The 15,096-nt window shown below is 40.0% G+C and carries 13 protein-coding genes; 4 read left to right on the top strand and 9 right to left on the bottom strand.

Going from position 1 to position 15,096, the window contains the following annotated elements; genetic code table 11:
* Window position 1: 1 nt before the first annotated feature.
* The 3 genes from B5D47_RS06210 to B5D47_RS06200 form a co-directional block, all read right to left on the bottom strand.
* The gene (locus B5D47_RS06210) at window positions 2-259 is read right to left on the bottom strand and encodes a type II toxin-antitoxin system RelB/DinJ family antitoxin (RefSeq protein WP_078930974.1); all 258 of its coding nucleotides are present in this window, start codon (window positions 257-259) and stop codon (window positions 2-4) included.
* Between the two features lie 82 nt (window positions 260-341).
* Entirely contained in the window at window positions 342-2,063 is a 1,722-nt protein-coding gene (locus tag B5D47_RS06205; protein ID WP_078930973.1) for a B12-binding domain-containing radical SAM protein, read from the bottom strand.
* Window positions 2,063-2,791 carry an IMP cyclohydrolase gene (locus B5D47_RS06200; RefSeq protein ID WP_078930972.1) on the bottom strand — a complete coding sequence of 243 codons (729 nt, stop codon included), beginning with the start codon at window positions 2,789-2,791 and terminating at the stop codon, window positions 2,063-2,065. The genes B5D47_RS06205 and B5D47_RS06200 overlap by 1 nt, the downstream gene beginning before the upstream one ends.
* A gap of 548 nt (window positions 2,792-3,339) precedes the next feature.
* Here B5D47_RS06200 and B5D47_RS06190 point away from each other — a divergent pair.
* The 4 genes from B5D47_RS06190 to B5D47_RS06175 all read left to right on the top strand — a co-directional run bounded on the left by B5D47_RS06190 (window position 3,340) and on the right by B5D47_RS06175 (window position 8,106).
* Window positions 3,340-5,592 (top strand): methyl-accepting chemotaxis protein, encoded by a 2,253-nt coding sequence (locus B5D47_RS06190; RefSeq protein ID WP_078930970.1) that lies wholly within the window; start codon window positions 3,340-3,342, stop codon window positions 5,590-5,592.
* Window positions 5,593-5,648: 56 nt separating this feature from the next.
* The gene (locus B5D47_RS06185) at window positions 5,649-7,268 is read left to right on the top strand and encodes an NAD(P)/FAD-dependent oxidoreductase (RefSeq protein WP_078930969.1); all 1,620 of its coding nucleotides are present in this window, start codon (window positions 5,649-5,651) and stop codon (window positions 7,266-7,268) included.
* Between the two features lie 18 nt (window positions 7,269-7,286).
* Entirely contained in the window at window positions 7,287-7,604 is a 318-nt protein-coding gene (locus B5D47_RS06180) for a Dabb family protein (RefSeq protein ID WP_078930968.1), read from the top strand.
* A gap of 106 nt (window positions 7,605-7,710) precedes the next feature.
* On the top strand, window positions 7,711-8,106 hold the full coding sequence (locus B5D47_RS06175) for a hypothetical protein (RefSeq protein ID WP_078930967.1): 396 nt from the start codon (window positions 7,711-7,713) through the stop codon (window positions 8,104-8,106).
* Window positions 8,107-8,221: 115 nt separating this feature from the next.
* On the opposite strand, the gene B5D47_RS06170 is transcribed toward B5D47_RS06175, so the two are convergent.
* From B5D47_RS06170 to B5D47_RS06145, 6 genes are all read right to left on the bottom strand, one after another.
* Window positions 8,222-9,274 (bottom strand): S66 family peptidase, encoded by a 1,053-nt coding sequence (locus B5D47_RS06170; RefSeq protein WP_078930966.1) that lies wholly within the window; start codon window positions 9,272-9,274, stop codon window positions 8,222-8,224.
* 15 nt (window positions 9,275-9,289) lie between these two features.
* Entirely contained in the window at window positions 9,290-9,874 is a 585-nt protein-coding gene (locus B5D47_RS06165; RefSeq protein WP_078930965.1) for a cytidylate kinase-like family protein, read from the bottom strand.
* Between the two features lie 45 nt (window positions 9,875-9,919).
* Complete coding sequence (locus B5D47_RS06160) at window positions 9,920-10,660, bottom strand: amino acid ABC transporter ATP-binding protein (protein WP_078930964.1); 741 nt, start codon at window positions 10,658-10,660, stop codon at window positions 9,920-9,922.
* A complete protein-coding gene (locus B5D47_RS06155) occupies window positions 10,647-11,321 on the bottom strand; it encodes an amino acid ABC transporter permease (protein WP_078930963.1) in 675 nt (224 codons plus the stop codon). Before B5D47_RS06155 ends, B5D47_RS06160 begins: the two co-directional genes overlap by 14 nt.
* Before the next feature lie 349 nt (window positions 11,322-11,670).
* Window positions 11,671-12,435: a transporter substrate-binding domain-containing protein gene (locus tag B5D47_RS06150; RefSeq protein ID WP_078930962.1), complete on the bottom strand. Its 765-nt coding sequence runs from the start codon at window positions 12,433-12,435 to the stop codon at window positions 11,671-11,673.
* A 198-nt stretch (window positions 12,436-12,633) separates the two neighbouring features.
* Window positions 12,634-15,096 (bottom strand): glycogen/starch/alpha-glucan phosphorylase, encoded by a 2,463-nt coding sequence (locus tag B5D47_RS06145; protein WP_078930961.1) that lies wholly within the window; start codon window positions 15,094-15,096, stop codon window positions 12,634-12,636.

Raw genomic sequence — 15,096 nt, 5'->3', positions numbered from 1 at the left:
TTTACACCTCGACAAGTTCATGTATTGAATGCTGGCCATTTTCCATCTGAGTTTTAGAATGTTCCAATGCTTTCATGTTTTTTTCAGAATAAAAAGAACTGTCTTGAACAATTTCAAATGGAATTTTTCGCTGAATTAATGTCTGCTTTAGAAAAATCCGTATTGCCGTTGTTGTATCCATTCCAATAGATTCAAAAAAAGCATCTGCATCATGTTTTAAATCCACATCAACTCTTGTTTGAAGAACTGCTGTTTTCATATGCGCCTCCATACAAAATGTAATACAAAAGTAATGAAAAAGCAACGCAAAATCAATATCGGGTTAATAAAATATATTCTTTTTATTCAATCTTGAACACGGCGCCGTCAGGAGATGGCTGAACTTTTACTTTGCATGGATGGAATTCGGCGTTTGCGCAAAAAAATGGTAAATCCATTGCGTATTCTGAGAGCACGTCTTCTGGCCAATAGTGCAATTTTATGGTTGATGTCTGGCAGTCGCCGTCTGCATCGCTCAAAGCGCCGTAAAGTTCTATCATATCGCTGACTATATTTATGTATTTTGCAAGATGATTTTGTTCAAATTGTCTTTTTATAAAATCTTTCTGCAATTTTCTAATCTGCGGCATTTTTGGTTCGGGCGGAAGCATAATTTTTTCTTCGCGAAGATATTTTTCAAATTCTCCGAGAAAAACGCTCGGCTTTTTGTGCAGATGATAAATTATGCAGTTAAACCAGCTTACTGCGCGTCCCTGCGTATAAAAAAGATTTACCGCCCGTGCAAGCGAAGCGGCTTTTTGCAAGTCTGACTCTGGGAATTGCGGTGTTTTTAAAACATTGTAAGGCGGTTTTTGTTCCCATATCATTCCAAATTTTTTTGCGGAATCGTGCAAATCTGTTCCCGGAAGAACCGAAAGGCAAAAAAGCTCGAGATTGTTCGGATAAAGGCTGAGAGCATAATCAATACTGTTTTTAAAACCTTTTAACGTGTCGCCCGGCAATCCGTAAATCAGGTCAAAGCCAAAAGTTACGCCGGCTTCGTTCAGATAGCCAATATTTTTGCTGAACTTTTTTTTGTCGAGCGTACGATGTACATTTTTTAAGACTTCCGGATCTGCGCTCTGCATTCCAATTTGCAAGGCACAACGCACACGGCTGAACGCTTTTGCAAGTTCGCGGTCAATAAATTCGGCCCGCGCTTCAAAATAATAAAAAGTGTCCGGCGTCTTTTTTTCAATCAGCCTGAGCATCTGAATGGCGCGCTCTTTGCTCGCATTGTAGGTTGGATCAAGGACAAAAACCTGAGGAACTTTTTTTTGGGCAAAAAGATCGATTTCTTTTTCGATTCGTTCCATCGGAAAATATGCGACTTTTTTTTCGCCTTTTGATTCGTAGCAATATGAACACTTAAAAGGGCAGCCCCGGGCAAGTTCCCATAAAACTCCGCCGTATTTTGCAACGTCGAGTGTACCGTCAAGATATGGAGAAGAAAGTTTTTCTAAGGCGCAGGGTGAAGTTCTCGCAAACTGGAAGACCTGAGGTTTTCCGTTTAAAAAGAAAAGCCCCGGAATTTCTGGCAGTTTTTCTGCACCGCCATTTTTAAAAATCGCCTCCAAAAGCAAAACTGCGGCTTCTTCGCCAGCTCCTGCAATCGTGTAATCAAATCCCTCAAAAACAAACGGATCTGCTGTAACTTCCGGACCGCCAGCAATTGTTATGATTTTCGGATTTATTTTTTTGAGGCAGCGGGCGGCATTTTCCAGGGCAACATGATTCCACACGTAAATGCTAAAAAGCACAATTTGCGGACTTTTTTTTGCCAGTTGCTCAGCAATATAAGAGCCAGTCTGCATTTCGCCGGCATTTTTTTCTGCTCCGATTTCTGCTCCGGACAAAATCTTTTTTATTTCGGGAGATTCCTTGCAAAAATCGCACAATTCGACATTGTAAAAATTTTTTGTGCGGTCATCATTTTTTATGGCAGAAGCAATACAAGCCACCCCCAGAGGCAGAGCCTGAGGGGACTTTTCTATTAAGAGCGTTGTGCAAAGAACTTTTTGCATTATTTGTTTTTGTTGATGATTTTTTCTTCAAATTTTCCAGTCTGAATGTCAATAAAGCGGACAAAAAGACTTACTTTGTTTTCTTCGTTGAGGCTTGACCAGATTTTGTCTGTAAATTCCTCGATATTGCCTTTGATTTCTACAACTTCCGGTTCACCTTCAAACGACGGAAGAGGATTTCCGTTGCCCATGTAAGTATGAATAAATCTTCCCTGGCCTTTTACAGGATTGTCGTAAGTAAATGTGAATCTCAAAGTGTTATCTGGATTTCCAGAATCGCTTTTTAAAATTGAAATTGCGTAATCGAATTTTCCATTTTCGACATTTAAAAGTGAAGAAATTCTCGGAGTGTAATTTGGAGCGTCGTGTTCATATTTGCGTGAACGCAATGACTGCTCAAAAGTTTTGCCTTCTTTAAGACCTTCAAAAATCGTGTCTGTCTGATCGCCGTTTGTTACGATTGTACTGTTTTTAAACTGGCGGACTGCCGCATAAATTATAAGGCTTGGATCACCTGCGATTAAGCTTGGATCAAATGCTTTCGTGCGAACAACTTCGCTTCCGTCTTCTGTTTCGACTGTAAAAATGCGGTTACGGCTTCCGGCACTGCGTCCCATTGTCCAGTATGCGCTGACAGCATATTTTCCGTCTTCTGAAAGACCTGCAACAATTCCGCGTCCTGGATATTCATTCTGCGACAAAAGTTTTTCGAGCTGATTGATTTTCATAAGTAAATTCCTTTCGGGCAAGGGATTGGAAGGGCGCGTAGCGTTGTTTTGTGCTGGTTGAGTTTATCGAAACCAAACAAAACAATGAAACCCTGCAAAGCCCGGTGCGGCTGTCCAAATTATTTTTGCCGCGGTTGAGCCTGCCGAAACCGCAAAATACAGAAATTTTGCCTTTTTGACAAGCCATTACAACTGCAAGCAAGTTTTCTGGATAGCCGCATGACCCAAATTTAATAATTTTATTTTTTCAGGTTGAATGTCGAAGTTCAAAAAATCCAAACTATGCTTTGTCTTACCGGATTTCCTGAGAAATTGTTTTGGTTTGACTGGAAAATTTAAACTCAAAATAGAACCGCTTGTCCTTATATTATCTACAGTTTATGTGTTTTTTTCAACACTGACAGTTTAAGGAATTTTTGGTTATATTTTGATAAAAAGTGTTTATTTTCCTTTATTGATATGTTTTTTTGAACGATAATAGAGATATTAGACAATTTAAAAAATGGCGGGTGAGTGTTTGAGTGTTTGCTCTTTATTTGGAGGATTGTATGAACGAACCTTTTAATCCAGAACTTGAAAACGACAAAATTATTTCTACCGGAAATCCTGCTTTTAATGAACAAAATTCTTCTGACGAAAACATCGAAGTTTTGGAGACTTTGGAAAGTGCGCCGTCAGAAAAAAAATCTAAGCACAAAATTTCTGTAAAAACGATAACGCGCTCGATTGCCTTTAAATTTGCAGTCGTTCTTTTTATTTTTCTGGCGCTTTCATTTACAACGCTTTCGTTTTTCCTGGTTCATTCGATTGCAGAAGACAACACCGAAACTTACACAAATTTTTCTACGACAATTGCAGAACGGACAGCCGACGGTTTAACTTACTGGCTGGATTCTTTCTCTAAAAGTTTTGGAATTTTTACAAACAGCGAGGCATTTACTTCCGGCGATTATGAACTTGCCTGCAATTATCTGACCGAAAACAAAGATTTAATCGATCCAAGTTTTGATTTTATCGGAATTGCAGACCAAGACGGAAGAATGTACGATTCTAACGGAAATTACACCGATATTTCGCACGAAGACTTTTTTACGGCAATCTACACAAACGGAAAACAGCAATATATTTCTGACCCTGTGCCTTCTCCAGACGGAATTGGCTACATTTTTTATGTTTCTGCTCCAGTCACAAACAAGAACAAGTCGTTTTGGGGTGTCATCGTCGGCGCTCTCTCTTTGAGCAAGGTGAATTATCAGATTACACAGTCGAATTTTAATGACAACAGTTTTACCTACGCAATCGATTCAAAAGGAAACATTATCGCTCATCCAGATTCTGAAAAAATCATGAAAAATTTTTACGTAATGAGTGATGAAGAATCCGGCTACAAAGGTTACAAGGAAATGACTCAAAAAATGATTTTGAGCCAAAAAGGAACCGGAATTATCAAAGACAGTGAACGAAATGCAACAAATTACGTCTTCTACTGCCCGATTAACCACACAAACTGGTCGCTCGCAATTGCAATAAACCAAACAGAAATTGTTTCGACGGCAAAAAAGAGCGCTTTCCAGATTTGTTTTATAAGTATTATGATTGCAATCATCCTTTTGGTTGTAACTTCTATTTATCTGACGCTGCTAGTTCACCCTCTCATTCGCCTTAAAAATTCAATTATCGAAATCGCTTCCGGCGCTGCGGATTTAACAAAGCGAATCGAAGTAAAAACAAAGGACGAAGTTGGCGAAGTTGTCCTTGGATTCAACACTTTTACAGAAAATTTGCATCATATTATTATGCGGATAAAAGAATCGAAGGACGAACTTTCGAAGGTTGACGGCGAAATGGCTGGCACAACGAACGAAACAAGTTCTTCTATCAACAAAATCATTTCCAATATAAGCACAGTAAGCAGCCAGATTGAAGTGCAGGGAAAATCTGTCGAAGAAACCGCAGACAAGGTAAACCAGATTGCGAAAAATATCGAAGCCTTAAATGCAATGATTGAAAACCAGTCGTCGGGAGTTACTCAGGCCAGTGCAGCAGTTGAAGAAATGCTCGGAAACATTACTTCTGTCACAAGAAGCACTGAACATATGGTCGATTCGTTTGTTGCTCTCGAAACCGACACAACTACAGGAATTGAAAAACAAAACAGCGTAGACGAACAGATTCAGAAGATTCAGGAACAGAGCCAGATGCTCATGGAAGCAAACAAGGTTATTTCTAAAATTGCGAGCGAAACAAACCTTTTGGCAATGAATGCGTCAATCGAAGCCGCACATGCAGGCGATGCAGGACGCGGTTTTAGCGTTGTTGCAGATGAAATTCACAACCTTTCTGAAAGTTCCAGCCGCCAGTCAAAACAAATCCGCGATGAGCTTCAGAAAATTCAAAATTCGATTGAAAATGTCGTTGTATCTTCGGCAGAAGCTAAAAATTCGTTCCAGTCAGTAACCAAGAAAATCCATGAGACAGACCAGCTTGTCCAGCAGATTAAAGGCGCAATGGAAGAAAGCGAAATCGGCAGCCATCAGATTACAGATGCACTCAAAATGATGAACGATTCAACTTCGGACGTCCGTGTTTCTTCCGGAAATATGTCGGCAGGAAACCAGATAATCTTGGATCAAGTAAAAAAATTGCAACTGGCAACAGAAGAAATCAAATCAAGCATGATAGAAATGACAACTTCTGCAAACCAGATTAGTGGCAACGGAACAACTTTGAGCGATATTTCCAAGGCAATGCAGGATTCAATCTTAAAAATCGGTTCTCAGATTGATTTGTTCCATGTTTAACTAATGTTTAAACTCTAAAAATTGCATTTTTTGGAGATGACCAATATAATATCGGCATGACTTGTGAACTTTCAATCACCCTCATGCCAGAGGACGAAAAAAATCAGACCGAAATCGATTCTAAAATTCGGCAGGCTCTTAAAGAAAAAAAAGTTTCTGTAAACGGACAGAAAATCACCCCGGTTTTTATAAAAAAATCAATTGACGCACGACATTCCCAGATTAAGTTCGTTATGCGTTACAAAATTTACATTGGCGAAGAACCAGAAGATTTAGAAAATATTGCTCTCAACTGGAAACACGCTGACGGAAAACGCTCTGTGGTTATAATCGGCTGCGGACCGGCAGGACTCTACGCGGCTTTTAAGCTTTTCGAAGCAGGAATTAAACCGATTATTATTGAACGCGGAAATCCGACAAAAGTTCGGGCAGACGATATTGAAAACCTTACAAAAGATGGAATTTTGGACGAAAATTCAAACTTTTGCTTTGGTTCTGGAGGAGCAGGAACTTTTTCTGACGGAAAACTCTACACCCGCTCAAACAAACGTGGCGACATCTATAAAATTTACAGAATTTTTGTTGAATTTGGAGCAAATCCAAATATTCTTACCGATGCGCATCCCCACATAGGAACAGATAAACTTCCTGGAATTATTGACCGCATGGAAAAAAAGATTGTAGAACTTGGCGGCGAAATTCATTTTAATTCACTTTGCACAGATTTAATCGTAGAAAAAAATTCACAGAACAATGAATTAAAGGCAACCGGCGTAAAAATCAAAAATCTTACCGACGGAAACAAAAAAGAAATTCTTGCAGATTCAATAATTCTTGCAACTGGACATTCTGCGGCAAATATTTACCAGATGGTTTCTAAAATTGCACCAGACGCGCTCGAAGCAAAAACATTTGCGGTCGGAGTACGGGTTGAACACCCACGGGCAATTATAGACTCGATTCAATTCCACGGAAAACAAATGCCTGCCGCCGCCGAATACCGCCTTACAACTCAGGTCGACGGTCGCGGAGTTTACAGTTTTTGCATGTGCCCCGGCGGCTTTGTCGTTCCATGCGCAACAGCAAAAGATCAAATTGTCGTAAACGGAATGAGTTCTTCCGGACGAAACAGCCAGTGGTCAAACGCGGCGATTGTCGTTGAACGCAGGCCGGAAGACATTCCCCCTGAATTTAAAAAACAGGCAGAAGAAGAAGGCTGCCCCGCGCTTGCCGGACTTTACTGGCGAACCTGGCTCGAAAAATTAACTTTCGAAAACGGTTCAGGTCAGTTTGCGCCAGCTCAAAGACTGACGGACTTTCTTGAAGAAAAAGAATCAAAATCGCTTCCAGTTACAAGTTATAAACCGGGAGTTGTTTCGAGCAGACTGGACAAATGGCTTCCAAAAGATATCTGCAAAAAATTGCAGGCAGGATTTAAGGATTTTAATAAAAGCATGAAAGGCTTTGTCTGCCCTGACGCAATTTTAATCGCTTCGGAGACAAGAACCAGTACTCCTGTAAGAATTTTACGCAATAAAGACACTTTGGAGTGTACCGCAATTAAAAATCTTTATCCTTGCGGAGAAGGAAGCGGATATTCTGGAGGAATTGGAAGTTCGGCAATGGACGGAGAACGCGTTGCCGGAGCAATAATAAATTCTCTCAAACTGCAGTAAAAACGGAGGAAACCAAAAATGAAACACTGTATTCTTGTAAAATTTGTTCCGGAAATTTCAAAAAAAATCGAAAATTCGTTTATTGAGCAGATTCAGGAACTGTTTAATACTGCAACAACAGAAATTAACGGAGTACATTACGTAAAAATTTACAAATGCTGCATAAAACGCGAAAATCGTGCCGACATTATGATTGAAATGGACATGGACAAAGAAGCGCTAGAAGCCTACGATTCAAGCGATGCCCATTTAATCTGGAAACGTGAATATTCAAGATTTATTGAAGAAAAAACGATTTTTGACTTTGACGACACGAAACCTTTCAAAAAACAATAGATTGACAATAGATCAATAAAAATTGAAAAAAACATTTTTCGTGTTAAAATTATTTTAACTGAGTTTGCATTGCAGGCTTTGTAGACAACATATCAGAGGAGTCGTTATGGCAAAAAAAAGTAGTTTTAACCTTTTTTATTTGATTGGAATGATTGCAGTTGTAGTCGGAAGTTTTTTACCGATTATAAGAATTTCGCTTGGTATTCTTGGAAAGATTGATTTTACAATAGTTGATGCTTTTAAGGATTTGAGCAATTTAGATTCTTGGCTTGCACTTTTAATGTTTGTTGCGGCAGCCATTGGAATTATCCTGTGCTTTGTAAAAGTTTCTAATGCAAGCATGTTAAAAACAGTTTGTCTGCTTGCTTCTATTGTGCTTGGACTTATCTTTTTTGCACGCGGAAACTTTTTTAAGGACTGGTTTAAGATTACAGGCTTTGGCTTTTATATAATTCTCGCGGGCTGGGTTATCGGTCTGATTGGTACTTTTGTAAAAAAATAAAACGGCTTAGGGGGTGTAGCCACGCGTAGCGTTATAAGCGGACTTGTCCGCTTATAATGAAATGGCGAAACACCCGACACCGCGCAAGCGGTGGAAGCCCCGGCTTATAAAACTTTTATAAAATATTCATTTCAATTTTTATTTCGTTATTTTTTACAGAAATTTTTGAATCCGCTCCGATTATCAACGGCATTGCCGGATCTATATGACCAATGTCGGCGTCCAGAACAATCGGAACTCCAAGGTCGCCCAAAATTCCTGTAACCGCATTGTATTGATTTACGCCCATTATTTCCTGCCGAAAAGCCGCAAGTGGCCGTCCAAAAACAAAACCAGCCGCATTTTTAAACCAGCCACTTTCTTTTAAATGCCACAGCGCCCTGCGAATATCCATTGGATTGTAATCGCAACTTTCCAAAACCCAAATGATTTTTTTGTGCTCTTCGTTAAACCGGCAAACGTTTTCCAGCCTGGTGCCACTCAAACCGACAATGCAGTCAAGACAGCCGCCCAAAATAGTTCCATCAAATTCAAGTTTTTCGTCTGGCGGCAAAAGTTTTAAGGTGTTTCCGTTTTTAGAAGGAATATAAGAGACAAGTTCTTTTTTGTCTGTCAAAATATAAGGAGAAAGAGGGTCTTCGCTGTCTACATCTGGATTTTGAAATTTCGGATAACCGCTGACCGTAAAACTCTTTCCTTCAAGAAGGTTCCATGCATCAAGTTCGCTCTGTTCCCAGGGTTTTCCAAATCCAGGAGCGTTTTGACCGTAGATTGCCGGAATTGAGCAGAGGGTTACAAGCGGAAAAATAAAATTTGTATTGTCGCTGTAACCAATAAACCACTTTGGTTCGGCAGTTTTAAGTTTTTCAAAATCAACGTAACTCACTGTTTCACACATGAGCTCACCGCCGCCACAACTAAAAACAGCGTTTATTTTTGGGTCTAAATAATATTTTTGGAGTTCAGCGGCGGCGGTTTTTGGGTCTGTCGAAATTCCAAGACCGTCAGACTTGTAGCAACACTCACCGATTTTAACATTATAGCCACGTTCCTTAAAACGGCGGACTGCCTCGTTAAAGCGAAAATTGTAAGGTTCTGTCGTTGCGCCAAAACTCGGAGCAACAATGGCAATCGTATCGCCTTTTTTTAGCGGTTTTGGAAAACGCATATTTTTAAGTCCTTTTTAGCGGCTTAGCTCGACGATGAGTTTTGCACACTCATCAAGTCCAAATTTTCCAGAATTCAAGCACAAATCGTAGTATCTGGAATCGCCAAATTCGGTATTTGTGTAGTAAGTGCAATACTTGCAACGTTTGCGGTCAACTCTTACAAGATCCCGCATGATTTTTTCTTCCGAAACATCCTGCATTCTGTTGTTTTTTAAGTATTCAACTCTCCACCATGGATCTGCGTGAATAAAAACATGCAAACTGTCGTCAAATTCCTGAAGAATTTGATTCGCGTTTCTACCGACAATAACGCAATGACCGTGTTCTCCAAATTTGCGGATAACTTCTTTCTGAGCTTCAAAAATCTGATCGTTTATCGGTTTATTGTAAAAATCAAAAAGCGACTGTGTAAATCCTGTCAAAAACGGCGCTTCTTCGTCGCTTTTGAGAACTTTAGAAATGTCGATATTTTTTTCACTTGCCGCCTGCAAAATTATGCTTTTGTCATAATATTCATAACCAAGAATTTCTGCGACTTTTTTGCCGATTGTTGAACCGCCTGCACCAAATTCGCGGCTGATTGTAATTATTTTTTTCATTTTTATGCTCCTAAGTTGTTTCGCAACGTTTTTTAGCAAAATCTGCTACAAAACTTTTTCCAAAAAACTCTTAGTTCGTTTTTCTTTCGGATTTTTTAAGACTTCTTCCGGAGTTCCCTGTTCAATTATAAAGCCGCAGTCCATAAAAACAACGCGGTCTGCAACTTCGCGCGCAAATCCCATTTCGTGGGTTACGACAACCATTGTCATTCCTCCGCGGGCAAGTTCCTTCATAACTTCCAAAACTTCGCCAACCATTTCCGGGTCAAGCGCGCTCGTTGGTTCATCAAAAAGCAAAATTTGCGGATTCATTGCAAGCGAACGCGCAATTGCAACACGCTGCTTTTGACCGCCCGAAAGCTGCTGAGGATGGGCAAGAGCCTTTGATTCAAGTCCAACGCGCTTAAGAAGTTTCATTCCTTCAATCTTTGCCTTTTCCTTTGACATTTTTTTAAGTTCAACCGGAGCAAGCATAAGGTTGCTGATTATATTCATATTTGAAAAAAGATTAAAATGCTGAAAAACCATTCCGATATTTTCGCGCACCTTATTCAAATTCACTTTTTTGTCGGTAATATCCGTATCGTTTACAATAATTTTTCCGCTTGTCGGCTCTTCAAGATGGTTCAGACAGCGCAAAAAAGTCGATTTTCCAGAACCAGACGGCCCGATTATGCAGACAACCTCGCCTTCGTGAACATCCAGCGAAATATCTTTTAAAACTTCCAGATTACCAAAATTTTTCCGAAGATTTTCAACGTGAATTTTTACTTTATCGCTCAACATTTCGCTTTAATCTCCTTTCAATAATTTTTGCAATTTTGCTCAGGGAAACAATTACGATCATGTACATAATTCCAACGATTGCCCAAGTCTGAAGCGATTTAAAAGTGTTGCCGCTGATTGTCTTTCCCATGTTCGTAAGTTCAGGATAACCAATTACGGACAAAATCGATGTATCTTTTAAGGTGATTATAAACTGGTTTATGATTGAAGGAATCATTACCCTAAAAGCCTGCGGCAAAATTACACGGCGCATTGTTGTTGCGTAAGAAAGTCCAAGACTTCGCCCCGCTTCCATCTGTCCGACATCAATTGATTCAATTCCTGCGCGAAAAATCTCCGCCATATAAGCACCACAGTTCATCGCAAGCGCAATCGTACCAGCCTGCAACGCTGGAAGCCTAAAATTGTTCACCCCGGCCAGCCTAAAAGCCTGAGGCACGCCAAAATAAATAAAATACGCCAGAACAATCAACGGAACGCCACGCACCGCATCGACATAAACCGAACCAATAACGTTCAAAATTTTGCTGTTACTTACATTGCACAAAGCAAAAATAAGACCAATAACCATTGCAAAAAGCAACGCCCACAGACAAAGAACAAGCGTATAGCCAAGTGAGCGCAAAAGCATCAGCGAATAAACCTGAAGAATCGAAATCAAAATGCAACCTCAAAAAACTAAGTGTCGGGCAAAAACCCATATTTTTTCTACTATATTATAACCGAAAATCCGCCATTCCTCAATCTAAAAGATGCACGATTTTGGGGCCATTTTTGCTAACGCAAAAACCGCGCTTTCCGTACTTCCGCGTCTTTGCGCTCCATCGTTTTGCGCCGCAAAACGACGCTTTCGGCGGTACTCCAATCGCTTGTCCATTAAACAAATTTTTATAAAGACATAAAAAAAAGGACTGTAAAAACAATATCCGAGCTAAAAGAACAATTTTAGAATTGCTCTTTAACCGCTTCAAATAAGTTTTAAACAGTCCTTTTTGCAGTAAATGCAAAAACTATTTCAAGTATTTATCAAGAATTGCCTGATAAGTGCCGTTTTCTTTAATATTTTTAAGTCCGGCATTAAACATATCAAGCAACGGCTGGTTTGCTTTGTTCATAATTGCAAAACCGTATGGAGCGCCAGCACTTTCCATTCCAGCAGGAATTTTAAGGGCAAGTCCGCCAGTTTTAATGTTGTCTGCCATAATCGGAGTATCTTCAACACAGGCAGCGCTGTTTCCGAGGATTACATCCTGATACATTGTCGGAGAATCTTCAAAAACTGTCACCTTAAAGCCATATTTGTCTTTGAGAGAATTTGCAAAGTCCGCACCGGCAGTTCCGTTTTTAACAGCAACATTTTTTCCAGCAAGGTCAGCAAAAGATGCAATTGAACTGTCTTTTGTAACTACAAAAGTCTGAGTTGCATCATAATATCCGTCAGAAAAAATCCATCCACTGTCGATTCTTTCCTGTTTGATTGTAGCACCAGCAATAAGAGCGTCAGCCTGTCCAACCTGAACAGCAGCTACACCAGCATCCCAACCGAGCGACTGAAGTTCGTAGTCAAAACCCTGATCTTTTGCAATTGCAGCAAGAACATCAACGTCAATACCAACAAATTCGTTTTTTTCGTTAGTGTATTCAAACGGACGGAATACTGTATCTGTAGCAACAATCCAAACTTTTTTGCCGGCAGCCTTGTCTTTTTTAGAACAGCCAGTAAAAAGCGAAGCGGCAGCAACCACTGCCAGAACAACACTTAAAACTTTTTTCATAAAAGTCCTCCACAAAAAAAAGTCAAGATTAAAACTTCAGTTTTAGGATTGACTTTTTTAGTTGTTTCGCAACGAAGTGAGAAACATCAGATTATAAGAAAGTTTGCAACGCAAACTTTTTAAAATTATAAAGAAATTTTATATGTGATTCAACAAAAAGTATTTGCAATTTTTTTGCAAATACTTTTTTGCAAGCGCTTATTTTACATCGCTGTCAGCAACTTCAACCTTGTTTAGATGCCAAATATCGCGGACATAATCTTCAATTGTGCGATCTGAAGAGAATTTTCCGCTATTGGCTATGTTGATTAAAGTTTTGCGCGCCCAAGCTTTTTTATCAGTATAAGCTTTTGCAATTTCTTCCTGGGCTTTGCAGTAAAGTTCAAAATCTGCAAGAACGTAATAAACGTCTGGACGCTGGCCTTCAACTCCGTAAACAAGCGAATCGTGAATTTCCTTAAAAATCTGATGGCTCGGATCGTAAGTGCCGTCAATCAACTGACCGACAACTTTTGCAAGGGCCGGATTTCGTTCAAGATACTGCTGAGGACTGTAAGAGTGCTCTTTTTCCATTTTTTGAATTTCTTCGGTTGTTAAACCAAACGGGAAGCCGTTTTCTTTTCCTGCTTCTTCAAAAATTTCAATATTTGCACCATCCAAAGTTCCGAGCGTAAGCGCACCGTTTACCATAAACTTCATATTTGAAGTTCCAGAAGCTTCTTTTCCTGCTGTTGAAATCTGTTCAGAAACATCTGCCGCCGGGAAAATCTTTTCTGCAACACTTACACGGTAGTTTTCAATAAATACAACGCGAAGTTTGCCGCCTACACGGCGATCGTTGTTTACGCGCTCTGCAACAGTGTTAATCAATTTGATTATTGCCTTTGCACGGCGATAGCCAGAAGCGGCCTTTGCTCCAAAAATAAACGTACGGTTTGGAGGATTGAATGTCGGGTCTTCGATAATTCTGTTGTACAAATACATAATATGAAGAACATTCAAAAGCTGACGTTTGTATTCGTGCAGACGCTTAACCTGGACATCAAAAATCGAATCCGGATCAAGGAATTCATTTTGATGGTGCTTTAAATAATCAACGAGAATTTCTTTGTTATGACGCTTAATCGAAATCAATTCGTCGAGAGATTTTTCATCATCTGCAAATTTTTCAAGTTCCTTGAGTTTTGAAAGATTTTTTTCCCAACCGTGGCCAATTCTGTCTGTAATAAATTTCGCAAGTTCAGGATTTGCACTGCACAACCAACGGCGCTGAGTAATTCCGTTTGTTTTGTTGTTAAATTTCTGAGGATAAAGTCCGTACCAGTCCTTTAATTCAACATTTTTAAGAAGTTCGGTATGAAGCGCGGCAACTCCGTTTACGCTAAAGCCAGCGTGAATTGCAAGCCAAGCCATGTAAACTTTTCCGTCGTGAATAATCGACATTCTGTTCTGCTTTTGATAATCGTCTGGAAATTTTGCGCGCAACTCGATAAGGAAGCGGCGGTTAATTTCTTCAACAATCTGATAGATTCGCGGCAAAAGGCTTTGGAAAATTGAAATGTCCCATTTTTCAAGCGCTTCGGCCAAAATCGTGTGGTTTGTATAGGCAAAAGTTTTTGTAACAATGTCCCATGCTTCATTCCAGCCCATTGAATATTCGTCCATAAGAATGCGCATCAACTCAGGAATTGCAACAACAGGATGAGTGTCATTCAACTGAATCACATGCAGTTCCGGGAATTTTGCAAAATCCGTTCCATAATCAGCAACAAAGTGATGAACCAAATCCTGAAGCGACGCTGAACAGAAAAAATACTGCTGCTTTAAGCGGAGAGTTTTTCCTTGAGGACCGTTGTCGTTCGGATAAAGAACGCGTGTAATATTTTCTGCATCGTTCTGCTTAAAAACAGCCTCGTTGTAACGCATGTCGTTAAAGAGCTGTAAATCAAAACCGTTTGGACTCGAAGCCTGCCACAGACGCAAAGTATTGACAGTATTTGTGTCAAAACCGACAACCGGCATATCGTAAGGAGTTGCAATCACTTCTTCGGCATTTTCCAGATAAAATCTGTCCTGTCCGTCAGGAGTTTTTCCGTATTTGATTTCTCCGCCAAATTTTACAGTCACTGCCAAATCCGAGCGTTTTACTTCCCAAGGATCGCGGTGTTTGAGCCAGTTGTCCGGATATTCAACCTGATAGCCGTTTTCGATGTGCTGTTCAAACATTCCATATTCGTAGCGAATTCCATAACCGTGTCCAGGATAGTCGAGCGTTGCAAGTGAATCCAAAAAACAAGCGGCAAGACGGCCAAGACCGCCGTTTCCAAGTCCAGCATCCGGCTCTTCATCTTCAATCACGTTAAAATTTATGTTCATTTCGTCGAGAACTTTTTTAACTTCATCTTTTATTCCAAGATTTATCAAATTGTTGCTCAAGGCGCGGCCCATCAAAAATTCTGCCGAAAGATAATAAAGCTGCTTTACCGGTTTTTTCTCGTATTCGCGGCGAGTTGCCATCCATGAAGGCAAAATCAATTCCTGAACCGAGGCACTCACTGCATCAAAAAGATCATGTTCATTTGCCTGAGAAATATCTTTTCCGTACTGACGGCGCAAACGGGCCGCAAGATTTTCGCGAAACTTTTCCGCATTAAACTTCAT

Source organism: Treponema berlinense (assembly GCF_900167025.1).
GTDB lineage: Bacteria > Spirochaetota > Spirochaetia > Treponematales > Treponemataceae > Treponema_D > Treponema_D berlinense.
The sequence above is the reverse complement of the archived record's forward strand: the minus strand, read 5'-3'. Positions and strand labels throughout refer to the sequence as shown.